General features: G+C 72.3%; 21 protein-coding genes and 2 pseudogenes. 13 read left to right on the top strand and 10 right to left on the bottom strand.

The window, feature by feature from the left end:
• The gene (locus tag ACNHYB_RS01790) at window positions 1-1,446 is read left to right on the top strand and encodes an FAD-binding oxidoreductase (protein ID WP_418276666.1); all 1,446 of its coding nucleotides are present in this window, start codon (window positions 1-3) and stop codon (window positions 1,444-1,446) included.
• Window positions 1,447-1,531: 85 nt separating this feature from the next.
• On the opposite strand, the gene ACNHYB_RS01785 is transcribed toward ACNHYB_RS01790, so the two are convergent.
• The 3 genes from ACNHYB_RS01785 to ACNHYB_RS01775 all read right to left on the bottom strand — a co-directional run bounded on the left by ACNHYB_RS01785 (window position 1,532) and on the right by ACNHYB_RS01775 (window position 4,943).
• Window positions 1,532-3,124: an RNA polymerase sigma factor gene (locus ACNHYB_RS01785; protein ID WP_418276665.1), complete on the bottom strand. Its 1,593-nt coding sequence runs from the start codon at window positions 3,122-3,124 to the stop codon at window positions 1,532-1,534.
• Window positions 3,125-3,411: 287 nt separating this feature from the next.
• Window positions 3,412-3,768, bottom strand: coding sequence for a universal stress protein (locus tag ACNHYB_RS01780; protein ID WP_418276664.1), 357 nt, complete (start codon window positions 3,766-3,768; stop codon window positions 3,412-3,414).
• 32 nt (window positions 3,769-3,800) lie between these two features.
• The gene (locus ACNHYB_RS01775) at window positions 3,801-4,943 is read right to left on the bottom strand and encodes a DUF4192 domain-containing protein (RefSeq protein WP_418276663.1); all 1,143 of its coding nucleotides are present in this window, start codon (window positions 4,941-4,943) and stop codon (window positions 3,801-3,803) included.
• Between the two features lie 107 nt (window positions 4,944-5,050).
• Between ACNHYB_RS01775 and ACNHYB_RS01770 the strand changes: the two genes are divergently transcribed.
• Window positions 5,051-5,611 carry a hypothetical protein gene (locus ACNHYB_RS01770; RefSeq protein WP_418276662.1) on the top strand — a complete coding sequence of 187 codons (561 nt, stop codon included), beginning with the start codon at window positions 5,051-5,053 and terminating at the stop codon, window positions 5,609-5,611.
• A gap of 78 nt (window positions 5,612-5,689) precedes the next feature.
• Window positions 5,690-6,793, top strand: a complete 1,104-nt coding sequence (locus ACNHYB_RS01765) for a polyprenyl synthetase family protein (protein ID WP_418276661.1) — start codon at window positions 5,690-5,692, stop codon at window positions 6,791-6,793.
• On the opposite strand, the gene ACNHYB_RS01760 is transcribed toward ACNHYB_RS01765, so the two are convergent.
• Complete coding sequence (locus ACNHYB_RS01760) at window positions 6,794-7,174, bottom strand: Rv2175c family DNA-binding protein (protein ID WP_418276660.1); 381 nt, start codon at window positions 7,172-7,174, stop codon at window positions 6,794-6,796.
• A gap of 62 nt (window positions 7,175-7,236) precedes the next feature.
• On the opposite strand from ACNHYB_RS01760, the gene pknB reads away from it, so the two are divergent.
• Window positions 7,237-9,249 carry a Stk1 family PASTA domain-containing Ser/Thr kinase gene (gene pknB, locus ACNHYB_RS01755; RefSeq protein WP_418276659.1) on the top strand — a complete coding sequence of 671 codons (2,013 nt, stop codon included), beginning with the start codon at window positions 7,237-7,239 and terminating at the stop codon, window positions 9,247-9,249.
• On the opposite strand, the gene ACNHYB_RS01750 is transcribed toward pknB, so the two are convergent.
• The 3 genes from ACNHYB_RS01750 to ACNHYB_RS01740 all read right to left on the bottom strand — a co-directional run bounded on the left by ACNHYB_RS01750 (window position 9,236) and on the right by ACNHYB_RS01740 (window position 12,724).
• Complete coding sequence (locus ACNHYB_RS01750) at window positions 9,236-10,600, bottom strand: class II 3-deoxy-7-phosphoheptulonate synthase (RefSeq protein ID WP_418276658.1); 1,365 nt, start codon at window positions 10,598-10,600, stop codon at window positions 9,236-9,238. The two genes, pknB and ACNHYB_RS01750, sit on opposite strands and share 14 nt — an antisense overlap.
• A gap of 14 nt (window positions 10,601-10,614) precedes the next feature.
• Window positions 10,615-11,841 (bottom strand): pyrophosphate--fructose-6-phosphate 1-phosphotransferase, encoded by a 1,227-nt coding sequence (locus tag ACNHYB_RS01745; RefSeq protein WP_418276657.1) that lies wholly within the window; start codon window positions 11,839-11,841, stop codon window positions 10,615-10,617.
• Window positions 11,842-11,914: 73 nt separating this feature from the next.
• On the bottom strand, window positions 11,915-12,724 hold the full coding sequence (locus ACNHYB_RS01740; protein WP_418276656.1) for a lysophospholipid acyltransferase family protein: 810 nt from the start codon (window positions 12,722-12,724) through the stop codon (window positions 11,915-11,917).
• Between the two features lie 57 nt (window positions 12,725-12,781).
• Here ACNHYB_RS01740 and ACNHYB_RS01735 point away from each other — a divergent pair, with 57 nt between their 5' ends.
• Entirely contained in the window at window positions 12,782-13,315 is a 534-nt protein-coding gene (locus tag ACNHYB_RS01735; protein WP_418276655.1) for a hypothetical protein, read from the top strand.
• A gap of 21 nt (window positions 13,316-13,336) precedes the next feature.
• On the opposite strand, the gene ACNHYB_RS01730 is transcribed toward ACNHYB_RS01735, so the two are convergent.
• Window positions 13,337-14,281, bottom strand: a complete 945-nt coding sequence (locus ACNHYB_RS01730) for an ROK family glucokinase (RefSeq protein WP_418276654.1) — start codon at window positions 14,279-14,281, stop codon at window positions 13,337-13,339.
• A 332-nt stretch (window positions 14,282-14,613) separates the two neighbouring features.
• On the opposite strand from ACNHYB_RS01730, the gene ACNHYB_RS01725 reads away from it, so the two are divergent.
• The 3 genes from ACNHYB_RS01725 to ACNHYB_RS01715 are packed head-to-tail and all read left to right on the top strand — an operon-like array spanning window position 14,614 to window position 18,529.
• Window positions 14,614-16,422 carry an AMP-dependent synthetase/ligase gene (locus tag ACNHYB_RS01725; protein WP_418276653.1) on the top strand — a complete coding sequence of 603 codons (1,809 nt, stop codon included), beginning with the start codon at window positions 14,614-14,616 and terminating at the stop codon, window positions 16,420-16,422.
• Window positions 16,423-16,469: 47 nt separating this feature from the next.
• Window positions 16,470-18,254, top strand: a complete 1,785-nt coding sequence (locus ACNHYB_RS01720; protein ID WP_418276652.1) for a DEDD exonuclease domain-containing protein — start codon at window positions 16,470-16,472, stop codon at window positions 18,252-18,254.
• A complete protein-coding gene (locus tag ACNHYB_RS01715; protein WP_418276651.1) occupies window positions 18,248-18,529 on the top strand; it encodes an Lrp/AsnC family transcriptional regulator in 282 nt (93 codons plus the stop codon). Before ACNHYB_RS01720 ends, ACNHYB_RS01715 begins: the two co-directional genes overlap by 7 nt.
• Window positions 18,530-18,539: 10 nt before the next feature.
• Here the strand turns inward: ACNHYB_RS01715 and trpD are convergent, their stop codons facing one another.
• Both trpD and ACNHYB_RS01705 read right to left on the bottom strand, forming a co-directional pair.
• Window positions 18,540-19,595, bottom strand: a complete 1,056-nt coding sequence (gene trpD / locus ACNHYB_RS01710; RefSeq protein WP_418277966.1) for an anthranilate phosphoribosyltransferase — start codon at window positions 19,593-19,595, stop codon at window positions 18,540-18,542.
• Between the two features lie 80 nt (window positions 19,596-19,675).
• The gene (locus ACNHYB_RS01705) at window positions 19,676-20,065 is read right to left on the bottom strand and encodes a response regulator (protein ID WP_418276650.1); all 390 of its coding nucleotides are present in this window, start codon (window positions 20,063-20,065) and stop codon (window positions 19,676-19,678) included.
• 203 nt (window positions 20,066-20,268) lie between these two features.
• Between ACNHYB_RS01705 and ACNHYB_RS01700 the strand changes: the two genes are divergently transcribed.
• From ACNHYB_RS01700 to ACNHYB_RS01680, 5 genes and pseudogenes are all read left to right on the top strand, one after another.
• Complete coding sequence (locus tag ACNHYB_RS01700; RefSeq protein WP_418276649.1) at window positions 20,269-20,922, top strand: cytochrome c oxidase subunit 3; 654 nt, start codon at window positions 20,269-20,271, stop codon at window positions 20,920-20,922.
• Window positions 20,923-20,989: 67 nt separating this feature from the next.
• Entirely contained in the window at window positions 20,990-21,772 is a 783-nt protein-coding gene (locus ACNHYB_RS01695) for a c-type cytochrome (protein ID WP_418276648.1), read from the top strand.
• Window positions 21,769-22,817: pseudogene (locus ACNHYB_RS01690) on the top strand (Rieske 2Fe-2S domain-containing protein). The gene ACNHYB_RS01695 and the pseudogene ACNHYB_RS01690 overlap by 4 nt, the downstream one beginning before the upstream one ends.
• The gene (locus ACNHYB_RS01685) at window positions 22,814-24,520 is read left to right on the top strand and encodes a cytochrome b (protein WP_418276647.1); all 1,707 of its coding nucleotides are present in this window, start codon (window positions 22,814-22,816) and stop codon (window positions 24,518-24,520) included. Before ACNHYB_RS01690 ends, ACNHYB_RS01685 begins: the two are co-directional and overlap by 4 nt.
• A gap of 168 nt (window positions 24,521-24,688) precedes the next feature.
• Window positions 24,689-25,309: pseudogene (locus ACNHYB_RS01680) on the top strand (superoxide dismutase); the annotation flags it as partial.
• Window positions 25,310-25,771: the final 462 nt, after the last annotated feature.

Raw genomic sequence — 25,771 nt, 5'->3', positions numbered from 1 at the left:
GTGACGTCCAGCACCACCGCCGGCACCACCACGCTCGACGACGACGCCGCGCGGCACCTCGCCGCAGCGGCGGACGCCGCCACCGAGCTCCAACGCACGCTGAGCGGCACCGTCCACCGCCCCGGCGACCCCGGCTACGAGGCCGCGCTCGGCGGGTTCAACCTCGCGCTGGTCCACCGGCCCGGACTCGTGGTGCAGGCCGCCTCCCCCGCCGACGTCGCCCTCGCCCTGCGGTCCGCCGACCGCCACGGGCTCGGCGTCGGGGTCCGGTCCACGGGCCACAGCGCCGCGCCCACCGGCCCGGCGGACGTGCTGCTCGACACCTCGCAGATGAACCGTCTGGAGATCGACCCCGAGACGCGTACGGCCACCATCGGTGCCGGCGTCCGGTGGCGCGCCGTGCTCGACGCCGCGGCGCCGTACGGGCTGGGTGGGCTCTGCGGGTCGTCACCCGACGTCGGCGTGGTGGGGTACACCCTGGGCGGAGGGCTCGGCCCCCTGGCCCGCACCTTCGGGTTCGCGGCGGACCACGTGCGCTCCCTCGACGTCGTCACCCCTGCCGGGGACGTCGTCACCGCCTCGCCGACCCGGCACCGGGACCTGTTCTGGGCCCTGCGGGGCGGCGGCGGCGCGTTCGGCGTCGTCACGGCGATGACGTTCGACCTCTTCGAGCTGGCGGTCGTGCGGGCGGGTGCACTGTGGTTCGACGTCGCCGACGCCCCAGCCGTGCTGCACCGGTGGCGTGCGCTGGTCGGCTCCCTGCCCGAGTCGGTGTCCACCTCGGTGGTCCGGATCGACCTGCTGCCGCTGCCCCACCTGCCCGAGCCGCTGCGCGGGAGGGCGGTCCTGGTGGTCCGCTACGTCCGGCACGGCGCTCTCGACGCCCCGGACCCTCTGGTGGACGAGCTGCGGCGCACCGCGACACCGATCCTCGACACCGTCGGGGACCTGCCGTACGCACGGATCGGCGAGGTCCACGCCGACCCCGCCGAGCCGATGCCGCTCGTCGAGCGGGGCGCCACCCTGCACAGCCTGCCGGAGCAGGCGGTCGACGCCTTCCTCGCCGCCACCCCCGCCGGCTCGCCCGTCCTCCTGGCCGAGCTCCGGCTCCTGGGCGGCGCCGCGACCCGGCCCCCGAGGGTCTCCAACGCCGTCGGCGGGCGGGACGCCGCCTACAGCCTCTTCGTCGGAGCGGTGCCGGCGCCCGGCGGGCCGTCCGACGTCGAGGACCACCTGCGGCGCGTGGTCGACGCCATGACGCCGTGGGCCACCGGAGCCTCGCTCCTCAACTTCGCGGGACCGCGCGACCCCGTCTCGGCCGAGCGGGTGCGGTCCTCCTTCGGCGCCGCCACCTACGCCCGGCTCGTCGCCCTGCGCCGACGCGTCGACCCCCACGGGGTCCTCGACCCGACGGCTCGCTGGTCGGTGGCGCGCGGGCCCGCCTGAGCGGTCCGACGCCGCACGCACGAGAGCCCCGCACCGGTCGTCGGTGCGGGGCTCTCGTCGGTGGGCCCGGAGTTCGGGCTCGCCGTCAGTCCAGGTAGTCGCGCAGGACCTGCGAGCGCGACGGATGCCGGAGCTTCGACATCGTCTTGGACTCGATCTGACGGATGCGCTCACGCGTCACGCCGTAGACCTTGCCGATCTCGTCGAGGGTCTTCGGCTGACCGTCCTGCAGACCGAAGCGCATCGAGACGACGCCCGCCTCGCGCTCGGACAGGGTGTCGAGGACCTGGTGCAGCTGCTCCTGCAGGAGCGTGAACGACACGGCGTCCGACGGCACCACGGCCTCGGAGTCCTCGATGAGGTCACCGAACTCGGAGTCACCGTCCTCGCCGAGCGGGGTGTGCAGCGAGATGGGCTCGCGACCGTACTTCTGGACCTCGACGACCTTCTCGGGCGTCATGTCGAGCTCCTTGGCCAGCTCCTCCGGCGTGGGCTCACGGCCCAGGTCCTGGAGCATCTGACGCTGCACGCGGGCGAGCTTGTTGATGACCTCGACCATGTGCACCGGGATGCGGATGGTGCGGGCCTGGTCCGCCATCGCCCGGGTGATGGCCTGACGGATCCACCAGGTGGCGTACGTCGAGAACTTGTATCCCTTGGTGTAGTCGAACTTCTCGACCGCGCGGATCAGACCGAGGTTGCCCTCCTGGATCAGGTCCAGGAACAGCATGCCGCGGCCCGTGTAGCGCTTGGCGAGCGAGACGACGAGTCGCAGGTTGGCCTCGAGCAGGTGGTTCTTGGCGCGCTTGCCGTCGTGGGCGATCCACGAAAGGTCCCGCCACATCCGGCGCTCGTCGGCGTCGGCCTTCGACCGGTCGAAGTCGGCGTAGTCCTGGGCGAGCCGCTCCTCGGCGAACAGACCGGCCTCGATGCGCTTGGCGAGCTCGACCTCCTGCTCGGCGTTCAGCAGCGCGACCTTGCCGATCTGCTTGAGGTAGTCCTTGACCGGGTCGGCGGTCGCGCCGGCGGTGACGACCTGCTGGGCCGGCTGGTCGTCGTCGTCGGAGTCCGACACGACGAACCCGGCACCCTCCTCGTCCCGCTGACCACGAGCGCTGCGGGTCGTCGTCGGCGACGGCTCCGGAGCCTCCTCGTCGTCCTCGGGCACGCCGTCCGGTTCCGGGGCGGCCTTCTGGGGTGCGGACTTGGTGGCCTTGGTGGTCTTCGCCGCGGCCGTGCGGGGCTTCGCGGCGGTCTTGCGTGCCGCAGGCTTCCTGGCCGCCGACCGGGCGGCGGGCGCGGACTCCTCGGCAGCCTCGACGGCCGGCTCGTCGACGGCCGCGGACTCGTCGGTCACGGGCTCGGCCTTGGCAGGGGCCTTCGCGGCGGCGGTCTTGCGTGCCGTGGGCGCCTTGGCGCGGGCCTGGGTGGCCGAGCTGCCGGAGGCAGCGGCCGCGACCTTGGTCAGGGTGGGCAGGCCGACGTCGACGCCGGCACCGGCGAAGGCACGCAGCACGGCCTTCAGACGCTTGGGGTCACCCACGGTCGCCGACTCGCACGCCGACCGGAAGCTCTCCGCATCGACGCGGCCGGTCGCGGTGCCACGAGCCAAGAGCTCCTGGAGGGCCGGGTGTTCGAACTCGCGGGGCAGCGGGGGGTTCTGCGCAGTGGACGCCACAAACCGACCTTTCGGCATTCGAGGGGGGACGGTGGACCGCCGTCAGGACCGAGGTCCGAGCTGGTCGGATCGTTCGCGGCACCGGCGGACCACTCTATTGTAACCGGCGACATCGGAAAGACTGGCGGAACCGCGGCTGCGGCGCCGCGTCCTCCTCGATCCCGACCGGGTGGACAAGGTCACAACGGACGCGACCCGCGCCCTATTCCCTCGCACCGTCCACCGGGCGGTGCCGCGCCGGAGGCCTGCCGTCCCAGGGCTACCGGCGCCTCAGGGCTCTGGGCGCCTCAGGGCTTCACGGCGAGCACGGGGCAGGGCGCGTCGAGAAGGATGCGCTGGGCTCCCGACCCGAGGATGAGCTTGCCCACAGGGCTGCGGCGCCGCAGCCCGATGACGATGAGCTCGGCGCCCGACTCGGAGGCTGCTCGCACCAGGTCGTCGGCGAGGTCCCCCGTGCCTTCGACGACCCGGTGCTCCAGGCCCGCGTCCGCGAGGTGGGAGGCGAGGGCGGCGGACTCCTGCGGCGTCTCGCCGCCCGAGCTGACGACCACCACGTCCGTGTCGCGCTGGCGGGCTTCCGTCAGGGCCGCCGCGAGCGCCTCCTTGCCCTCGACGGTGCTGAGATGTCCCACGACGATCGCCATGACCGCACGCTACCGGACACCGCGTGCCGAGGTCAGGCCGGCCGCTCCTGGGCGTGGGCCTCCGCACGGATCCAGCCGGGCGGGAGCCCGGCGGTGAGCACGCTGCCCAGGAGCAGCGCCAGGCGGTACCGCGGGTCGAGCCGGTGGACCTGGGTCAACCGGTGGGACGCCCTCGGACCGTCTCCCTGCCACCACGCCAGGAAGGCCAGGAGCGTCAACGGCGCGGGCGCCAGGCGCCGTGGCGCGTGGGCGACGACCTGCTGCAGGAGGTGCACGGCGACCTCCGTCCGCTCGTCGTCGGGACGCACGGCAGAGCCGGGGTCCGTCACGGCGGCCATCATCCGGGCCGTCGCGGCGTCGGCGGTGGCCGTCGGGTCGATCGTCGCGTCCGCCGCCCCGTCGCCCCCGGGGACGAGGGTGAGCAGGGCCGCGTCGCGCACCTGACGGTCGTCGAGGGCGGCGGCGACGCGGCCGAGCAGCGCCACGGGGATCGCGGCGTCGGGCACGGTGAAGGTGTGCGCCGACTCGCGCAGCGCGGCACGCCAGGCCGCCAGGGCGTCGCGCCGCCAGGCGCGGTCGGCGTCGACGTCTCCGCCGTGCCGGTGGCGCGACTCCTCGCTGCGCCGGGCGGCACGCGCGGCGAGCCCGCGCGGTGCGGGGTCGGCGGTGTCGATCCGGAAGGCCTCCTCCGCACTGTCCGCGACGTACCTCCCGGCCAGGACGTGGGCCGCCTCGGCCGGGCTGGAGCGCAGGGTCTCCAGCGGGTGCCCGGCCTCCGGGCAGCAGGTGCCGTCCGTGCAGCCGAGCCCGCGGTAGCCCTCGGGTGTGACCAACCACTCGTCGAGCTCGACGAGCGGGCCGACGGCGTCGCGCACCGTGGACACCTGGCCGGCGACGTCCGGTGCGGCGCGCGCCGTGTAGACGACCAGGGCGCACATCGCCGGGTCCACCTGGACGACCGCGCGCCTCAGGGTGTCGAGCACGCCCGCCGGGTCGCGCTCGAGGTCGTCCAGTCCGACCCGTGCGACGAGGTCGAGCCGGCGTCGTCGGGTCACGCAGGCGAGCACCACCGACTCCGTCGGCCGGAAGCCGAGCTGGTACGGGATGCTCGCCAGGAGGTCGTGCGGCGAGCGGAGCGTGATGGGCGCCGTGGTGACGCCGGATGTCGCGGTCATGGACCCATCCCACCGACTCCTGCGGGTCCCGGGGCGGGCCGACGGACATCTGTGGACGGTCCCTCGACACCCACCGTGCGCCGTCGAGGGACCACTACGGTGGTTCCGTGCACCCGACCCCTCCCGCTTCGCGGACCGCCGTCACCGTCGTGGTCACGGTCGTGGCCACGGTCGTGCTGGGTGCCGGGATGTCCGGGTGCTCGACGTCGGACGGCACGGCGGCGGAGCCTGCTGGGGCCACCGCGTCGACCGCCCCGGCCGTGCCGTCCGCCTCGCCGATGCCGACGTTCGACCCGCAGAGCGTGGTCGGTGACTACGCACCCGGTTTTCCGGCCGACCTGCTGGCCGCCCCCGACGACATGACGGTCCTGGCGAGCTCGGCCGTCCCCCGCGACGACGACCTGGTGGAGGTCTCGCTCAACCTCGCCACCCCGTTGCCGGTGGACGACGTCGTGGAGGTCTACGCCGAGCGCCTCGCGGACGCCGGGTTCACGGCGGCGGACCCGGACGACATGTCGCCGTCGGACCTGACCACCTACACCGCGTACACGCGCACGAAGGGCAAGAAGGACCCGCGGTTCGAGTCGGTCCACCTCGGGGTGCTCGACGACGGCGAGCTGAGGCTCGTGACGATCTCCGGCGTCGTGCAACGCCCCGAGGACGGCTGACGGCACGTCGACGGCAGGCGGTGCGCAGCCGTGCGCGCCGCCGTCGAGCACGGGGCGCCACCGCCTAGGCTGGTCGTCATGCCTGCTGCTTCCCTGGTCGACCGGGAGAACCTCCGCCACGACGTCGACTCCGCCCTGCGTTCCCACCTGGATCGGCTCGCCGGGGAGGTCGCCGCCACCGGGCGGGGTACCGAAGCCATGATCGACCAGGTCGCGAGCCTGCTCGAGGGCGGCAAGCGTCTGCGTGCGGCGTTCTGCTACTGGTCGTTCCGGGCGCACGGCGGCCCCGCGACGGGTCCGCTCCGCGACGCCGCGGTCCGGATGGGGGCCGCGCTGGAGCTCTTCCAGGCCGCCGCGCTCCTGCACGACGACGTGATGGACGCCTCGGACACCCGGCGCGGCCGCCCCACGGCGCACCGTGCGTTCGCCGCGCGCCACGTCGACCAGGGATGGTCCGGCGACCCCGAACGGTTCGGCACCGCGGTGGCGATCCTGCTGGGCGACCTCTGCCTCGTCGCGGCGCACCGCGAGACGGCCCGCGCGCTCGACCTGCTGCCGGGCCACGTGGCCCGGGACGCCCGCGACCTCTTCGACGCCATGACCAGCGAGGTGGTCGTCGGCCAGTACCTCGACGTCCTGGTGCAGGCCGAGCCGTGGGGCGTCGACCCCGCCGGCGACGAGGCCCGTGCCCGCGACGTCCTGCGCGCCAAGTCCGCCCGCTACTCCGTCGAGCGTCCCCTCGCCCTCGGTGCCGTGCTGGCCGAGGCGGACGACGACGCCGTCAAGGCGATCAGCGCGGTCGGCCTGCCGCTGGGCGAGGCGTTCCAGCTGCGCGACGACGTGCTCGGCGTGTTCGGCGACCCCGCGGTGACGGGCAAGCCTGCCGGCGACGACCTGCGCGAGGGCAAGCACACGGTGCTGGTCGCCCGGACGCTGGCCGGGGCGGACGACGCCGGCCGGCGTCTCGTCGACGAGAGCCTCGGGGACCAGGACCTCACGGAGTCGGACGTCGCCGCGCTGCGCGAGGTCATCGTCGCCAGCGGGGCCCTGGACGGCGTCGAGGCGCTCATCGAGGTGCTGGCCGACGGGGCGCTCGACGCGCTCGACGAGGCCGCGCTCGACGACGCGGGCCGGGCCACCCTCGGCGACCTCGCCCGCGCGGCGGTCGACCGCCGCGCCTGATCAGGCCAGGGCCTGCGCGATCCGGCGGACCTCCGCCCGACGACCGGCCCGCATCGCCGCCACCGGGGTGGTGCCGAGGGATTCCTGGTCGCTGAAGAGCCAGCGCAGCGCCTCGTCGTCGGCGAAGCCGGCGTCACCCAGCAGGGTCAGGGTGCCGCGCAGCGTCTCCAGCACCTCCACGGCGCCGTCGGACTCCACCAGGAAGTCCGCCGGGACCTGGAAGGTCGTCCGCTGCCCGCGCTTGACACCGATCAGGTGGCCCGAGGCGACGAGCCCGCGCACCCGGCCCACCTCCGTGCCGAGCCGTTCCGCCACGTCGGGAAGGGTCAGCCAGGAGCCGACCAGGTCGTCCAGGGAGGGTTCGCGCGCGATGTCGTTCACGACACGAGCCTAGTCCGCCGTGCCTGCACCACGAACCTCGGTGCGCCAAATAGACTCCGTGCGTGGCCACCACGACGACTGACCCTCTGCTCGGCCGCCTGGTCGACCGGCGGTACGAGATCGTGGCGCGCGTGGCCCGGGGCGGCATGGCCACCGTCTACCGCGCCCGCGACCGCCGCCTCGGCCGCGACGTGGCGGTGAAGATCATGCACCCCCACCTGGCCGACGGCGTCGACGGAGCCAGCTTCGTCTCGCGCTTCCGGCGCGAGGCACGCGCGTCGGCCCGGCTGTCGCACCCCGGCGTGGTGTCCGTGTTCGACCAGGGCGTCGACGGCGAGACCAGCTACCTCACGATGGAGTACGTGCCCGGGCACAACCTGCGTGCCGAGCTGCACCGGGGCCCGCTGTCCGTGGGCCGCGCCCTCGACATCGCCGACCAGGTGCTCGCGGCCCTGGCTGCCGCGCACCGTGTCGGCCTGGTGCACCGCGACGTCAAGCCCGAGAACGTCCTCATCGCCGACGACGGACCGGTCAAGGTCGCCGACTTCGGTCTGGCCCGCGCCGTCACCGAGGTCACCTCGACCGCGACGGGCACCATCCTCGGCACGGTCGCCTACCTGGCCCCCGAGGTCATCACGTCCGGCGGGTGCTCCCCCGCGACCGACGTCTACGCCGTCGGCGTGCTGCTGCACGAGATGCTCGTCGGGGCGCTGCCCTACGCCGGCGAGACCCCCGTGCAGGTCGCGTTCCGGCACGTCCACGAGGACCTGCCGCCGCCGTCGGCACAGGTCGACTGGATCCCGACCGAGCTCGACGAGCTCGTCGCGTCGTTCACCGCCCGGCTCGTCGAGCAGCGCCCCGCCCACGCCGGGTCCGCGCTCGCGGCCCTGCGCGCCGTGCGCGCCGGGCTGGACGAAGAGGTCCTGGACCGCGCCGCCGACGCTCCGGTCCGTCCGGTCGGGGACGACGCGGCCGACGAGTCCCCCGACAGCGCACCGGGCACCGCGGCGGACGAGGCCGCTGGGAGCGCCGACGACGCCGTCTCCCTGGACTCCGCGGACCCCGTCGACGCGATCCCCGCCGCCTTCTTCTCCGACGTCTCCCCCGCCGGCCACGACACCGAGCACCTGGTGACCTCGCCGACGCAGACGCTCGACGCGTCGCAGTCGCCCCGGCGCCCGTCGCGCCGCCGCCAGGCCGTCACCTGGATCTCGGTGCTCGTCCTGCTGCTGGGCACCGGCGTCGGCGGGTGGTGGTGGTACACCGCCGGTCCGGGTGCGTGGACCACGGTCCCCACCGGCGTCGTCGGCGAGGCGGCCGACGACGCCCAGGCCGCGCTGGACGCCCAGGAGCTCGACAGCAGGATGCAGGACACCTACCACGACGACGTCGCGGCCGGCGACGTGGTCAGCAGCGACCCGGCCCCGGGCGAGGACGTCCGGCGCGACGGCGTGGTCACGCTCGTCGTCTCCCTCGGTGTCGAGATGCTCACGGTCCCCGCCGACCTCGTCGGTCTCGACCAGGCCGAGGCCACCGCCGCCCTGCGCTCCGCCGGGTTCCGCACCCCGGACGTCAAGGGCACCTACGACGACGCGGCGCCGTCCGGCGAGGTCCTGGACGTGTCGGTGGCCTCCGGGTCGGTGCAGCGCCACGACACCGACGTGGTCCTGACCGTGTCCGACGGGCCGGCCCCCGTGCGGGTCCCCCAGGTGGTGGGTCGCAGCAAGGGCGAGGCGGAGGACGACCTCGCCGAGGCGGGCCTGGACGTCGCGTACGCCGACGAGGAGCACTCCACCGAGGTCGCCGAGGGGCACGTGCTCTCCCAGGACCCGGAGCAGGGCACCGACGCGCACCGCACCGACACCGTGACGCTCACCCTGTCCGCCGGACCGCGCGACGTCGCCGTCCCCGACGTCGTCGGGATGTCGGAGCAGGCGGCGACCGACGAGCTCACCGAGGCGGGCTTCGAGGTCGACGTCAACCGCTATCTCGGCGGGCTGCTCGACACCGTGCGGTTCCAGGACACCGACGGTGAGGCCCCGGAGGGAAGCACGGTGACGCTCACCGTGTGGTGAGCATCTGCGCCACCTGGAAGGCGGTCTCGAGCGACTGCTGGTGGTTGAGCCGCGGGTCCACGAGGGTCTCGTAGCGTTCCGCCAGCCCTTCGTCGGAGATCTCCTCGCTGCCGCCGAGCACCTCGGTGACGTCGTCGCCGGTGAGCTCCATGTGCAGCCCGCCGGGCACCGTGCCCAAGGCCCGGTGCACCTCGAAGAACCCGGTGACCTCGTCCAGCACGTCGGTGAACCGGCGGGTCTTGAACCCGCTGTCCGAGGTGATGGTGTTGCCGTGCATCGGGTCGGTGACCCAGGTGACGGCGACGCCGGCCGCCGTGACACCCTCGACGACGTCGGGCAGCACGTCCCGCACCCGGCCCGCACCCATCCGGGTGACGAACGTCAGCCGTCCCTCGACGTTGTCGGGGTTGAGCCGCTCCGCCAGCGAGATGGCGGCCTGCGGCGTCGTCGTCGGCCCCAGCTTGACCCCGACGGGGTTGGCGAGCCGGGACAGCAGCTCCACGTGGGCGCCGTCGAGCTGGCGCGTGCGCTCCCCGATCCACAGGAAGTGCGCACTGGTGCCGTAGTGACGCCCTGAGCGGGAGTCGACCCGGGTGAGCGCGCGCTCGTAGTCGAGGATGAGCGCCTCGTGGCTGAGGTAGAACTCGACCGTGCGCAGCGCGTCGAAGTCGGCGCCGCAGGCGTCCATGAAGCGGATGGCACGGTCGATCTCCGTGGCCGTGCGCTCGTAGCGGGCGTACGCGGGGTTCTGCATGAACCCGCGGTTCCACTCGTGCACCCGACGCAGGTCCGCGTACCCGCCCCGGGTGAAGGCGTTCACGATGTTCGCGGTCGCCGAGGAGATCCGGTACGCCTGCTCGAGACGCTCCGGGTCGGGCGTGCGGGACTCGTGCGTGAAGGCGTGGCCGTTGACCATGTCGCCGCGGTAGCACGGCAGGGTCACCCCGTCGCGCGTCTCGGTGTCGGACGACCGTGGTTTGGCGTACTGGCCCGCCAGACGACCCATCTTGACCACGGGCGTGCTCGCCCCGTGCGTCAGGACGACCGCCATCTGCAGGATGGTGCGGACCTTGTTGCGGATGCGCGTCGCGTTGGCGTCGGCGAACGTCTCCGCGCAGTCCCCGCCCTGCAGCAGGAACGCCTCACCGCGCCCCGCCGAGGCGAGGCGGTCGGTGAGGCGGTCGATCTCGGCGGGCAGCACGAGCGGCGGCGCCACCGAGAGCCGCCGGGCGACGTCCTCCAGGGCCTCGGCGTCCGGCCAGGCCGGCTGCTGGAGCGCCGGCAGGCCACGGAAGGCGTCCAGACCCTGGGGGTCCGTCCCGGGCGCGACGGCGTCGACCGCGGTGCTCATGCTGCCCGCCCCGATCAGTGCGCGGCGGGAGCGGCCGGGACCAGCGGCTGGCCGATGCCGGCCAGCAGCTCGCCGAACCACTCGGTGTGGACGTCGAACGCCTTGCCGCCGGCGATCCGCGGGAACGCGATCGCCTTGAGGCGGTCGCCGTCCTCCTCGTCGTGGCCGATGACGCCGGACTCGCCGCGCAGCGCGCACTCGACCGCGAGGTCCGTCATGGACTTGATGAGACGCAGGTCCTCGGGGTTCGCGGCGGCGGCGCGCGAGTAGTAGCCCGACTTCTGCACCATGACCTTCTCCGCCCCCAGCTTCTCGGCGAACTGCTGGGCGAACCACTGGCCCGGGTTGATCGTGTCGAGCTTGACGTGACCGAACGGGTCGCGCTGCACCTCGGCGCCCGACGCCTCGAGCTGCGCGACGATCTCGTGCATGCCCGCGCCCTCGGAGAGGAAGATGTTGACGTTGCCCTGAGCGTCCATGATCGCCTTGAGGCGCTCGGCCTCGGCGTCGATGTCGAGCGCGAGCTCGGGCAGGAACACGGCGTGCACGTCCCAGCGCTCGCGCGTCAGGCCGAGCGCCGGCGCGAACTCCTGGGCGTCCAACCACTTGCGGTACTCGAGCGCGGCGGCGGCAGTCAGCCAGCCGCAGTGGCGTCCCATCACCTCGTGCACGATGAGCATCCGCGGTCCGCTGCGGTGCTCGCCGATGACGTTGGCCGCGAAACCTGCGGCCTCCTCGGCCGCCGTCCAGGCGCCGAGCGACTGGCGGATGGGGACGACGTCGTTGTCGATCGTCTTGGGCAGGCCCACGACGGTCAGGTCGTAGTCGTTCTCGGCGAGGTAGGCGGCCAGGTCGGCGGCCGTGGTGTTCGTGTCGTCGCCACCGATGGTGTGCAGGACGTCCACGCCGTCGGCCTGGAGCTGCTCGGCGGCGACGTGCAGCGGGTCCTGCCCCTCGGCCACGAGACCCCGCTTGACGCAGTCGGCGGCGTTGGTCAGCTTGACGCGCGAGTTGCCGATCGGCGAACCGCCGAAGCGGTGCAGGACGCCGGCCTGGCGCCGGCCCTCGGCGTCGATCTCGATCTTCGTGCCGGTGAGCAGGCCGTGGTAGCCGTACTGGTAGGCGATGATCTCGATCGAGGGGTCGAGCTCGGTGTAGCGCTCGATGAGACCACCGACCGCCGAGGACAGGCAGGGGGCGAAACCACCGGCGGTCAGCAGGGCGACACGACGGACCGACATGAGGGGGCTACCTCTCGTTGGGGGATGGAGCGGTCCCATCCTATGAGGCCGCGGGCGGCTCCTGCGCCCCGTCTCAGGCGTCGGGTGCGGAGGAGCCCGTGGGGGCCTCGCCCGTGGGGGCCGCCGGCTGCGAGGGTCCGCCCGTCCGGTCCGACGGCGGAGCCACCGGAGCCACCGGAGCCGCCGACGGCGTGCCGGGGGTGACGTCGACCGGCAGACCCTGCGCGATCCGCGCCTTGGCGGTCGCGGCGTACACGTCGACGTACTCCTGCTCGCCGAGCCGAAGGATGGCGTACATGATCTCGTCGGCCACGGCACGCAGCACGAAGCGGTCGCCCTCCATGCCACGGTAGCGGCTGAAGTCGAGCGGCTCGCCGAAGACCACACCGATCGGCATCGGCTTGGGCATGACACGACCCAGCGGCTGGGCGACGTCGGTGCCGATCATCGCCACCGGCACCACGGGAGCCCCGGACTCGAGCGCGAGGCGGGCCACCCCGGTCTTGCCGCGGTACAGGCGCCCGTCGGGGCTGCGGGTGCCTTCGGGGTAGATGCCGAACAGGTCACCCTCGGACAGCACGCGCAGGCCGGTCCTCAGGGCCGCCTCGCTGGCCTTGCCGCCCGACCGGTCGACCGGGATCGTGCCGACCCCCCGCATGAACCCCGCCACGACACGTCCTCGCACGCCACGACCCGTGAAGTAGTCGGACTTGCCGAGGAACTTCACCTGACGGTCCAGCACGATGGGCAGCACGAAGGAGTCGATGACCGCCAGATGGTTGCTCGCCAGGATCGCCCCGCCCGACTCGGGCAGGTTCTCGACGCCACGGGTCCAGGGTCGGAACGCGAGCCGGAGCAACGGCCCCGCCAGCACGTGCCTCATCACCCAGTAGAACAACGGTCCTCCTCGAGACTCCGTCGACGACAATAGAGTGGCCTCATGGCCTCACCCGACCGGAACGCGGAACCGGACGACCTCCCGGACGCGGACGTCGACGCCCGCTGGTCCGACATCGTCGCACGTCTCGGTGACGTGGAGCAGGCCGGCAGGTCGGCCGAGACCGGACCTCCGCAGCAGACGGGTCCCACCACCTCCGGGCCGCCCCTGCCGCCCGAGCCACCCGCCGACCCGTCGGTCACCCACGGGGAGGTCCGGGCGAGCGGGCCGCGCGACCGTCCGCTCACGCCCGAGGAGGAGGCGTGGGACGAGACGGAGTCGCACTTCGTGCCTCCGGTGCCCGAGCCGGTGGCGCACCGCGACCCCCTCGCGACGCTCACGTGGACCGTCGTCGTGGCCGTCCCGGTGCTGGCCGTGCTGTGGGTGATCGCCCGCGCCTGGATGCCGGAGCTGACGGCCCCGTCGTGGATCGCCCCCACGGCGGGGACGGCGTTCGTCGCCAGCGTCGGGGTGCTCGTCTGGCGGATGCCGCACCGCCGCGACCCCGACGACCACGACCCGGGCGCCGTCGTCTGACCGTCCGTCACGGGCCGGCCGTCAGCGCCGGGCCAGGTCCGCGGCACCGACGATGCCGGCCTCGTTGCCGTGCCTGGCCAGCTCGATCTGCGCCGTCGGACGGTGACCCAGCGCGGAGAGCTGCGCCTCGTACGCGTTGCGGACGGGCAGCAGCAGGAGGTCGCCCGCCTCCCCGACACCGCCGCCGATGACGAAGAGCTCCGGGTCCAGCAGGGCCGCCACCGAGGCCGCGCCCTCCCCGATCCACCGGCCCAGCGTCGCCAGCAGCTCGACCGCCAGCGCGTCGCCGCCCTGGGCCGCCTCGGTCACGTGCGGGCCCGTGATCGCGGAAGCGTTCCCACCGGCCAGTGCCAGGAGCGCCGCGGCGCGTTCCGGGGACGCCACGGCCGCGCGTCGCGCGTCACGCACCAGGGCTGTGCCCGAGGCGTACTGCTCCCAGCAGCCCTCGTGGCCGCAACCGCAGTAGTGCCCGCCCGGCACGACCCGCATGTGGCCGAGCTCGGCCGCGACGCCCCACTTGCCCCGCACCAGCTCGCGGTCGACGACGACGGCGCCGCCCAGCCCGGTCCCGATCGTCAGCATGATCATGTCGGTGGCCTCGCTGGCCGCCCCGAATCGGAACTCCGCCCACCCGGCGGCGTTGGCGTCGTTCTCCACCACCACGGGCACGTCGACGTCCAGCAGGTCGCCGACGCGCTGGGCCAGGGGGTACTCGCGCCAGGCGATGTTCGGCGCGAAGAGCACCGACGTCCGGTCCGGGGAGACGAACCCGGCGGCGGCGAGGCCGATGGCGCTCACCTCGTAGTCCTTGACGAGCTCGTTGCAGGCCTCGGCGATGGCGCGGTCGATGTCGGCGACGTCGTCGGCCACGGTCTCGCGGCGCACCTTCGCCAGGATCTTCCCGGACTCGTCCACGACGCCGACGGCGATCTTGGTTCCACCGATGTCGACTCCGATGGCGTGCATGCGTCAGACCTCACGATCGTTCGAGGGACGCCGAGCGGAGCTGACCGCCGCACCGACGCAGGGAAGCGCGCCTCGGCACGCCGAGCCACAGCCTACCGACCACACCGGCGCTCGCACACACCGCGGTCACCAGGTGACACCAGGTGACCGCGGGTGACCGCGGGTGATGTCGTCGGTCCGGCGCCCGGTCGGTCGCCGCTCTCGTCGCGGTCGCCGAGGAGCCCGCGCCCGACGCCCGCGGTGAACCGGGTGCCCGGGGCGACGTGGCCTGGAGCACCCCTGCGACCCGGTATCGTGACGCCCACCGGACGAGCCCTGCCACTGGAGCCAGCATGGACGAGATCTTCACTCCACCGCTCGTGGAGCTGCCCCTGACGTCGAACCTCAACGACGTCCTCACGGACCGCGTCGCCAAGAACGGTTCTGCCACCATGATCGAACGGTCGGTGTCGGGCCGCTGGGAGCCGATGACCGGCGCCGCGTTCGACGCCGAGGTCGTCGCGGTCGCCAAGGGACTGGTCGCCCACGGCATCCAGCCGGGCGACCCGATCGGGATCATGTCGCGCACGCGGTACGAGTGGACGCTGCTCGACTTCGCCGCGTGGGCCGCCGGCGCCGTGCCCGTGCCGATCTACGAGACCTCCTCGCCCGAGCAGGTCGAGTGGATCGTGTCCGACGCCGGGGTCAAGCTGGTCGTCGCGGAGAACGCCGAGCTGGTCACCGTCGTCGAGCAGTCCCGGACGGCGGCTCCCGCCCTCGGCGAGGTGCTCTCGATCGACGACGGCGCGATCGAGACCCTCGTCGCCGCGGGCGTGGACGTCGACGACGCCGAGATCACGCGCCGTCGCGCGCTCGCCGGCCTCGACGACGTCGCCACCATCATCTACACCTCCGGGACCACGGGCCGCCCCAAGGGTGCCGAGCTCACCCACGGGAACTTCGCCTCCCTGACCACGAACGCGGTCAAGGCGGTCCCGGAGGTCTTCTCCAGCGGCGGCCGGACCCTGCTGTTCCTGCCCCTGGCCCACGTCTTCGCCCGGTTCATCGAGGTGCTGGCCATCGCGGGCGGCAGCGTCCTCGGGCACTGGGACAACCTCAAGACGGTCACCGACGGCCTCGGGGCGTTCAAGCCGACGTTCCTGCTGGCCGTGCCGCGCGTCTTCGAGAAGGTCTACAACTCGGCCGAGCAGAAGGCCGCCACCGGCGGCAAGCTGAAGATCTTCCACTGGGCCGCCGCCACCGCCATCGAGTGGTCGCGAGCACAGGACACGGGCGGTCCGTCCTTCTGGCTGAACGTGCAGCACACGGTGGCCGGCAAGCTCGTCTACGGCAAGCTGCTCGACGCGCTCGGCGGCCAGGCACGCTGGGCCGTGTCCGGCGGTGGCCCGCTCGGCGAGCGCCTCGGGCACTTCTTCCGCGGCATCGGCCTGACCGTGCTCGAGGGCTACGGGCTCACGGAGACGACGGCGCCCACGAGCGTCAACCGCCCCGACGCGAACCGGATCGGGTCCGTCGGCCAGCAGCTGCCCGGCTGCGCGGTCCGGATCGCCGAGGACGGCGAGATCCAGCTCAAGGGCATCCACGTCTTCCGCGGCTACCACCAGAACCCCGAGGCCACGGCCGAGGCGTTCGACGGCGAGTGGTTCCGCACCGGTGACCTCGGCAAGCTGGACGACGACGGCTTCCTGTCGATCACGGGGCGCAAGAAGGAGATCATCGTGACCGCGGGCGGCAAGAACGTCGCCCCGGCGTTCCTCGAGGACCGCATCCGGGCGCACGCGCTCGTCAGCCAGTGCGTCGTGGTGGGCGACAACCGTCCGTTCATCGGCGCCCTGATCACGCTCGACGCCGAAGGGCTGCCGGGCTGGCTCGCGATGCACGGCAAGGGCGAGCTGACCACCGCGCAGGCCAAGGACGACCCCGACGTGCTGGCCGCGCTCGACGCCGCCGTCACGCGGGCCAACCAGGCCGTCTCCAAGGCCGAGTCGATCCGCAAGTTCACCGTCCTGCCCGGTGACCTCACCGTCGAGAACGGCTACCTCACCCCCAAGCAGAGCGTGCGTCGGCACGTGTTCGTCGCCGACTTCGCGGACGAGATCGACGAGCTGTACGTCGACACCCGGCAGAAGTCCGCAGGCTGACGTCCCGGGCCGGGACGGTGTCGGTGCCCCCGACTACCGTCCCGGCCATGTCGACAAGCACGACGGCGGTCGGGCCAGCAGTCTCCGCGGTCCAGCCCACGTTCACCGACCTGGGCACCCCGCTGCGGGACGTCACCTTCGTCGTGGTCGACCTGGAGACCACCGGCAGCCGCGCCGACGACGCCGGCATCACCGAGATCGGGGCCGTCAAGGTGCGCGGCGGGCAGGTGCTCGGTGAGTTCCAGTCCCTGGTCGACCCGGGCCGACCCGTGCCCGCCTTCGTCGCCCGGCTCACCGGCATCACCACCGCGATGGTCGCCACGGCACCCGAGATCGACCTGGTGCTGCCCAGCTTCCTGGAGTTCGCGCACCACAGCGTCCTGGTCGCCCACAACGCACCCTTCGACATCGGGTTCCTGAAGGCGGCGTGCGCGGAGCTGGGCTACACCTGGCCGGGGTTCCCCGTCGTGGACACCCTGCCCCTCGCGCGCCGGGTCGTGACCCGCGACGAGGCCCGCAACCACAAGCTCGCCACCCTCGCGACCCTCTTCCGTGCCCGGACCTCTCCGGAGCACCGTGCCCTCGCCGACGCGCGTGCCACCGTCGACGTCCTGCACGGCCTGTTCGAGCGCCTCGCCCCGCTGGGGGTCACTCATCTCGAGGACCTCGCCACCGCCTCGGACCCGGTGCCGGCCGACGTCCGGCGCAAGGCGCCGCTGGCCGACCACCTGCCGTCCGCGCCCGGCGTCTACCTCTTCCGCGGGCCGGGTGACGAGGTGCTCTACGTCGGCACCTCGACGAACATCCGCCAGCGCGTGCGCTCCTACTTCACAGCGGCCGAGAAGCGCCGTCGGATGGCGGAGATGGTGCGCATCGCCGAGTCGGTGACCCCGGTCGTCTGCGCGACCCCGCTGGAGGCGCAGGTCCGCGAGCTGCGCCTCATCGCCGAGCACGCCCCCCGCTACAACCGCCGTTCCAAGCACCCCGAGCGCCAGTCCTGGGTACGTCTCACCGACGAGCCCTACCCCCGGCTCTCCGTGGTCACCGACGTCCGCGGCGACGTGCCGCACATCGGCCCGTTCACCTCACGCCGGACGGCCAACGACGCCGTCGCAGCCCTGCACGACGCCCTCCCCCTGCGCCAGTGCACCCAGCGCCTCCCCCTCGTCGCCCGGGACCGCCGCAGCCCCTGCGCGCTGGCCGGTCTGGGCCGGTGCAGCGCACCGTGCACCGCCACCGACGCGCCGGACGAGTCGTACAGGCAGGCCGTCGACGCCGCGACGACGGCCCTGACCGGTGACCCCGGGGCCGTCGAGCGGGCGCTCTCGGAGCGCGTCGCCCGGCTCGCCGCGCAGGAGCGGTACGAGGAGGCCGGGCAGGTGACCGCCCGTCTGCGCGCCTTCGTGCGCGCGGCCGCCCGCTCCCAACGGCTCGACCCCCTCAGTCGCTGCCGGGAGCTCGTGGCCGCACGTCCGACGCCGGTCGGTGGCTGGGAGGTCGTCGTCGTCCGGCACGCCCGGCTGGCGGCCACCGCCGTCAGCCCGCCCGAGGAGGACCCGTGGCCGCTGATCCACTCCCTGCTGGCCACCGCCGAGGTCGTCGAGGCCCCGAACGCTCCGGCACCGGCGTGCCACCCCGAGGAGGCGGAGATCGTGCTGGCGTGGCTGGATGCTCCTGACGTCCGGCTCGTGCGGGTCAGCGACCCCTGGACCTGCCCGGTGCGCTCCGCCGTCGGGCGCACCGACCTCCGGTACGTCGCCGACAGCGTCGCGCACGCCGTCACCCCCGACCGTGCGGCGAGCGCAGGCGTCGATACGATGACGGCATGCTGACCGCGATCGTCCTCATCGACACCGCCCCCGAACGCATCCCCGAGGTCGCCGCACAGGTCACCGACCTGAACGGCGTCAGCGAGGTGTACTCCGTCACCGGCAAGGCGGACCTCGTGGCGATGATCCGCGTGCACGAGCACGACCAGCTCGCCGACGTCATCGCCGACGGCATCAGCAAGGTCCCGGGCGTGGTGCGCACCGAGACCCTCATCGCCTTCCGCGCCTACTCCAAGGTCGACCTGGAGCAGGCCTTCGCGCTCGGGCTGGACGACTGAGCGGTCGTCCTCACGCGTTCGTCGCCGCGACCCAGCGGTGGAGCACGTCCTGGGCGCCACCGTCGTCGATGCTGCGCGCCGCGTGCTCGACCCCGGCGGCCAGCCGCTCGACGAGGGCGCCCTCCCCGGTGCCGGGAAGGCCCCCGTCGGCGACCAGCGCCGCCGCCGCGTTGAGCAGGACCGTCTCACGGACGGCACCGGTCTCGTCGCCGGCGAGCACGTCGCGGGCCACCACCGCGTTGCGGGCAGCGTCACCGCCCCGCAGGTCCGCGATCTCGATCCGTCGCAGCCCCAGGTCCTCCACGGCGTCGAACCGCTCCTCGACCACCTGACCGTCGAACACCTGCCACACCGTCGTCCCACCGGTCGCCGCCAGCTCGTCCAGGCCGTCGTCGCCCCGGAACACGAGGGCGTCGGTCCCGCGCCCGGCGAGCACGCCCGCCATGAGCGGCGCCATGCGCGCGTCCGCACAGCCCACCGCCGTCGCCCGCGGCTGCGCCGGGTTGGTGAGGGGACCGAGGAAGTTGAAGGCCGTCGCGATGCCGAGCTCCTTGCGGGCCGTGCCGGCGTGCCGCATGGACGGGTGGAACATCCCGGCGAAGCAGAAGGTGATCCCGACCTCGTGCGCGATCTGCGCGACCCGGTCGGCCGGCTGGTCGAGCCGCACCCCGAGCTCCTCGAGGACGTCCGCGGAACCGGAGGACGACGACGCCGCCCGGTTGCCGTGCTTGACGACGCGCACGCCCGCACCGGCGACCACCACGGCCGCCATGGTGGAGATGTTGACGGTGTGGTGCCGGTCGCCGCCCGTGCCCACCAGGTCGACCGACCGGCCCGGGACCTCGATGCGCACCGCGTGGGCGAGCATCGCCTCCGCGAGCCCCGTGAGCTCGTCGGCCGTCTCGCCCTTGGCCCGCAGCGCCACGAGGAACCCGGCGAGACGGGTGGACGGCACCTCCCCGGACATCACCTGGTCCATGGCCCACGCCGTCTGCCCGGAGGACAGGTCGTCGCCGGCCACCAGTGCGGTGAGCAGGCCGGGCCAGGTGGACGATGTGGGGTCGATGTCGAGCACGGCGGATCCTCTTCGGTGCGTGGTGGTGGGCGCCGCTCCCGCGACGCGAGGCCTCGGGTCGTCGTCGGACGTCAGGCCACGGGGACGAGTGTGTCCACGACCGCCTGCTGCAGGGTGAGCGCATCCAAGGGGCGGGACACGACACCGTCCGCCAGGGACCACGACGCCAGCCACGCGTCGTCGCGGCGCGCGGTGATCACCAGGACCGGGGGGCAGTCGTAGATCTCGTTCTTGAGCTGGCGGCACAGGCCCATGCCGCCGGCCTTGTCGGCCTCGCCGTCGAGCACGAGCAGGTCGAACCGTCCGCCCTCGGCCGCGCTGACGACGGCGGCGGCCGTGGCCGCCTCCGTCCATCGGATGTCCGGTGCCCCGGCACCGAGGCGAGGTCCGACGGCGAGCCTCACCTGCTCGCGCACGGTGTGGTCGTCGCTGTAGAGCAGGACTCGCGGGCCGGTCGTCATCGAGCATCCCTTTCGCAGACGTTTGGTGGCATCGTGGCACAGGTCCGTCACCTCGGTCAGCCCGGCGGCGTGGTCTTTTCCTGGCACTGTGTGCAGATGCGTCATCAACATCCCGCTCGGTGGCGGGATTCTGCAGTTTCGGTGGTCACGATCTCCACCAACCACCCGCTTCGGGTCCTCGAAGCCGCCCCATGTCCGCCATAATGGCTGATGTGTCGACCGCAACGGCTGCAGCCCCCCACGCCCACCAGCACGTGACCGTCAACCGACCGAACCCTGTCTCGGTCGGGACGATCGTCTGGCTCGCGAGCGAGCTCATGTTCTTCGCGGGCCTCTTCGCCATGTACTTCACGGTGCGTTCCGTGATGCCGGAGGAGGAGTGGGCCGCCCAGGCCGACCACGTCACGCTGGTCTTCCCCCTGATCAACACCACGATCCTGGTGCTCTCGTCCTTCACCTGCCAGGCAGGGGTGTTCGCCGCCGAACGCTTCCAGCCGGCCCGCACCGGAACGCTGCTGCAGGTCAAGCAGTGGGGCATGAACGAGTGGATGACGCTCACCTACCTGATGGGCGCCTTCTTCGTGTCCGGCCAGATCTTCGAGTACGCCGAGCTCGTCGAGCACGGGCTGACGATCTCCTCGAGCGCGTACGGCTCGGTCTTCTACCTGGCCACGGGCTTCCACGGCCTGCACGTCATCGGCGGCCTGATCGCCTTCCTCTTCCTGCTCGGCCGGTCGTTCCGTGCCAAGCGGTTCACGCACCACGAGGTCACCACCGGTCTCGTGGTCTCCTACTACTGGCACTTCGTCGACATCGTGTGGATCGCGCTGTTCCTGGTGATCTACGTCCTGAAGTGATCCCCCCGGTCGGCCCCGGCGCCGGCTCCGCCCCTGCACCATCCACCTGCGAGACGAGGACATTTTCGTGAAGGCACTCGCCGCCCGCCGGCACCACCGGGCCGCCCCGGTCGTGCTGATGCTGCTGGCGCTGCTGCTCACGGGCGGCATCTATGCCGTCCTGGCACCGAGTCCGGCCAGCGCCGACACCGCCAGCACAGCGAACGACGTGGAGGAGGGCGAGCGCCTCTTCCAGGCCAACTGCGCCACGTGCCACGGCCCGAACGCCGAGGGGACCGCCGAGGTGCCCTCCCTGGTGGGTGTGGGCGCCGCAGCCGTCGACTTCCAGGTCTCCACCGGCCGGATGCCCATGCAGATGAACGGCCCGCAGGCCGCGGAGAAGCCGCGCCAGATGGACGAGGAGCAGACCGCCCAGCTCGCGGCCTACGTCGCCTCGCTCGGCGCCGGCCCCGCCGTCCCCACCGACGCGCAGATCGACCCCGAGCTCGGTGACTCCGCGAACGGCTCGCTGCTGTTCCGCACGAACTGCGCGATGTGCCACAACGCCATCGGTGCCGGCGGCGCCCTGTCGGAGGGCAAGTGGGCCCCGCCGCTGTTCGATGTGGAGGAGCGCAACCTCTACCAGGCGATGCTGACCGGGCCGCAGTCGATGCCCGTCTTCAACGACCAGACCCTCGAGCCCGACGAGAAGCGCGACATCATCGCGTTCCTCGTGGAGCAGCGCGAAGGGTCGGCAGGTGGCCTCACCCTCGGCTCCCTCGGGCCCGTCAGCGAGGGCCTGTGGGCCTGGGTCGTCGGGCTCGGTCTGATGATCGGTGCCGCAGTGTGGATCGGAGCGAAGTCCTCGTGAGCGAGAACCAGAACCCCCGCGCCGGCTCGGACGTCACGACGACGTCGGGCGCGGCTCACCCCGAGAAGTTCCCGGACCCGGGCGTCCCGGCGCACAAGCAGCGCCTGACCGACACGGACCCGAAGGCCGACAAGCGCAACGAACGCATCGTGGTGCTGCTGTTCGCGCTGTCGTGCATCGGGGCGATCGCCAGCATCGTCGTCTACTTCATGTTCCGTCCGGACGGCACCACCGCGGGGACGCGGGTGTCGACGCTGCTGCTCGGCGTCACCATGGCCGCCTCGCTGCTCGGCATCGGCGTCGCGGCCATCCACTGGGCGAAGTCGCTGATGAGCGACCACGAGCACGTCGACGAGCGGCACGAGCTCAAGAGCTCCCCGAGGTGCGGGAGGTCGCCGTCCAGGCGCTGACCGACGGCGTCGAGGACTCCGGCATCGGCCGCCGCGGCATGCTCAAGGGTGCGGCGGTCTCCGCGCTGGCCCTGTTCCCGCTGACCATCGCGGTCCCCCTCGTCTCGAGCGTGGGCGGCGACTGGGACGTCTCGAAGCTGAAGCACACCATCTGGGACAGCGGCAAGCGCCTCGCCTACGACCCCTCGGGCCGTCCGATCAAGGCGTCCGACCTGTCGGTCGGTTCCGTCGCGCACGTGATCCCGGAGGAGACCCCGGAGTACATGGCGTCGCACGAGTGGATCACGGAGAAGGCCAAGGCCGTCGTGCTCCTGGTGCGGCTCAACCCGCAGGACATCCGTTCCGACCAGTCGCCCGAGGGGCAGACCTGGTCCTACGACGGCATCGTCGCCTACTCGAAGATCTGCACCCACGTGGGCTGCCCGGTGGCCCTCTACGAGCAGCAGACGCACCACCTGCTCTGCCCGTGCCACCAGTCCACCTTCGACATGGCCGACGGCGCCAAGGTCGTCTTCGGTCCGGCGAACCGGCCCCTGCCGCAGCTGCCGATCGCCGTGGACGACGAGGGCTACCTCGTCGCGCAGAGCGACTTCACCGAGCCCGTCGGACCGAGCTTCTGGGAGCGCCTGAAGTGAGCACCGAGACCGCAGCGTCCACCAGCGACGCACCCACGACCCCCGTCGGCAAGACTGCCGACTACCTCGACCAGCGCACCAGCATCGGCGTCGCCGTCAAGGAGTTCGCGCGCAAGGTCTTCCCGGACCACTGGTCCTTCATGCTCGGCGAGATGGCGCTCTTCTCGTTCGTCGTCCTGCTGATCTCCGGCGTGTTCCTCGCCATGTTCTTCGACCCGTCGATGGCCCTGGTCGAGTACCACGGCAACGGCCCCGAGGCGATGCACGGCCAGCTCATGTCGACGGCCTTCGCCTCCACCCTGGACCTGTCGTTCGAGGTTCGCGGCGGACTGCTGATGCGCCAGATCCACCACTGGTCGGCGCTGATCTTCATGGCCTCGATCGTCGTGCACATGATGCGCGTGTTCTTCACCGGCGCGTTCCGCAAGCCGCGTGAGATCAACTGGCTCGTCGGCACCGTCCTGATGATCCTCGGCCTCGCTGCCGGCTTCTCGGGCTACTCCCTGCCGGACGACGTCCTGTCCGGCAACGGCCTGCGCATCACCGACGGCGTCGTCAAGTCGATCCCCGTGATCGGCTCGTACATGTCGTACTTCATCTTCGGTGGCGAGTTCCCGGGCGAGCACATCATCCCGCGCCTCTTCACGGTGCACATCCTGCTCGTGCCCGCCCTCATCCTCGCGCTGATCGGCGTGCACCTGTTCCTCATGGTGCTGCACAAGCACACGCAGTACCCCGGTGGCGGCCGCACGGACAAGAACGTCGTCGGCTACCCGCTGTTCCCGGTGTACATCGCCAAGATGGGCGGCAACTTCTTCATCGTGTTCGGCATCCTCGCCCTGATGGGCGGCACGATGGCGATCAACAACGTGTGGAACTACGGCCCGTACGACCCGTCACCGGTCTCCGCAGGAGCGCAGCCCGACTGGTACATGCTGTTCCTCGAGGGATCCCTGCGTCTCATGCCGGGTCACCTGACGGAATGGGTGATCTTCGGGTACACGCTCTCCTGGAACATCCTGGTGCCGGCCGTCATCATCCCGGGCCTGCTGTTCACGTTCCTCTTCGCCTACCCCTTCGTCGAGGCGAAGGTGACCGGCGACAAGCGCGAGCACCACGTCCTCGACCGTCCCCGCAACGTCCCGGCCCGCACCGGCCTCGGCGTCGCGTTCCTCACGGCGTTCATCATCCTGGCCCTGGCCGGGTCGAACGACCTCATCGCCACGCACTTCGCCCTGTCGATCAACGAGATCACGTGGGTGTTCCGCGTGCTGTTCTTCGTCGGTCCGGTCTTCGCGTACTGGGTGACCAAGCGCATCTGCCTCGGGCTGCAGCGCAAGGACCGCGAGCTCGTCCTGCACGGGCACGAGACGGGCCGCATCGTGCGGTTCGCCAACGGCGAGTACATCGAGGTCCACCGCCCTCTCGACGAGCAGGAGCGCTGGCTGCGCGTCAACTACGACGCCCACGCACCCCTGGAGATCGAGCCGGCGACGGACGCCCGTGGCGTGAAGCGACCCGGCTACCGGTCGGAGAAGCGCTGGCAGAAGCTGTCGCGGTTCTTCTACGAGGACCGTGTCGAGCCTGTCACCCCGGCCGAGCTCGCCGCCGCGCACTCGCACGGCGAGCACGACGAGATCGCCCACTCCGACTCCCCCGCCGAGGTCACGACGGGGGCCGACAACGTCGAGCGGGAGCACTGAGACTCCTGACTGGCTGAGGCAGCGACCCGCGCACTGCGCCCGTTCCGGCGGACGCCGTCCGCGGGTCGCTGCCTTTGGTCGACCGGTGGTGGCTCCATCGTCGGTTCGACGACGCAAGACCGTGCGCAGCCTGGACGCGCACGGACCGACAACGGAAGGTACATGAGCATGGCTGTCTACACGCTGCCTGACCTGCCCTACGACTACAGCGCGCTCGAGCCGCACATCAGCGGCAAGATCATGGAGCTGCACCACGACAAGCACCACGCTGCCTACGTCACGGGCGCCAACACCGCGCTGGAGAAGCTCGCCGAGGCTCGCGACGCCGGCGACTTCGCGGCGGTGAACCTCCACGAGAAGAACCTCGCGTTCCACCTCGGTGGGCACACCAACCACACGGTGTTCTGGAACAACCTCTCCCCCGAGGGTGGCGGCGAGCCCGAGGGCGAGCTGGGTGAGGCCATCAAGGACCAGTTCGGTTCCTTCGCGGCCTTCCAGGGCCAGTTCGCCGCCGTGGCCAACGGCATCCAGGGCTCCGGCTGGTCCGTTCTCGGCTGGGACTCCATCGGCAAGAAGCTGGTGATCTTCCAGCTGTTCGACCAGCAGGCCAACGTTCCCCTCGGCGTCACGCCGATCCTCATGCTCGACATGTGGGAGCACGCCTTCTACCTCGACTACCTCAACGTCAAGGCGGAGTACGTCAAGGCGTTCTGGAACATCGCCAACTGGCAGGACGTCGCGGCACGCCTCGAGCGTGCCCGGACCCAGACCGCGGGACTCATGTCCCCGCCTGATCCAGGGTCCCCGGCGAACGCGGGCGTCGCCTCCTCCACGGAGCACGGCCCCGGTCCGCACAGGGAGGGCCCCGCACACGCTCCGGCGTGTGCGGGGCCCTCTTCGTCCCTCCGAGCGGCGTTGCGGTCTCGAGCCACAGGTCACCGGCCACAGGTCACGGGGCCCTGCGTGCGCACGGCTCCCCCGACCTACGCGAGTAGCCCGGGTACCCCGCGCCTGTGCCACGGCCTGCGTGTGGTGTGCCTCGCGAGCGGCGCCCGGCCGGTGTGCGAGCCACACGGCTCCGGATCCGAGGGGTCATCCCGCCACGGTCGAGCCCACGCGCCCGGCGCAGGAGCACTCGGTGCACGCCTCGGTGCGCGCTCCTCCGCTGGCTTCCTGGCCCTCGCACCCGGCCACGCCGGCCAGTGGCGAATCGACACGCGCAGAGACCGCGCAGAGGTCGCGCGCAGAGAC

The sequence above is a fragment of the Isoptericola jiangsuensis genome (assembly GCF_048320105.1).
Classification (GTDB): Bacteria; Actinomycetota; Actinomycetes; order Actinomycetales; family Cellulomonadaceae; genus Isoptericola; species Isoptericola jiangsuensis_A.
Note: the sequence above shows the minus strand (reverse complement) of the source record. Positions and strands in the feature narration are given on the sequence as shown.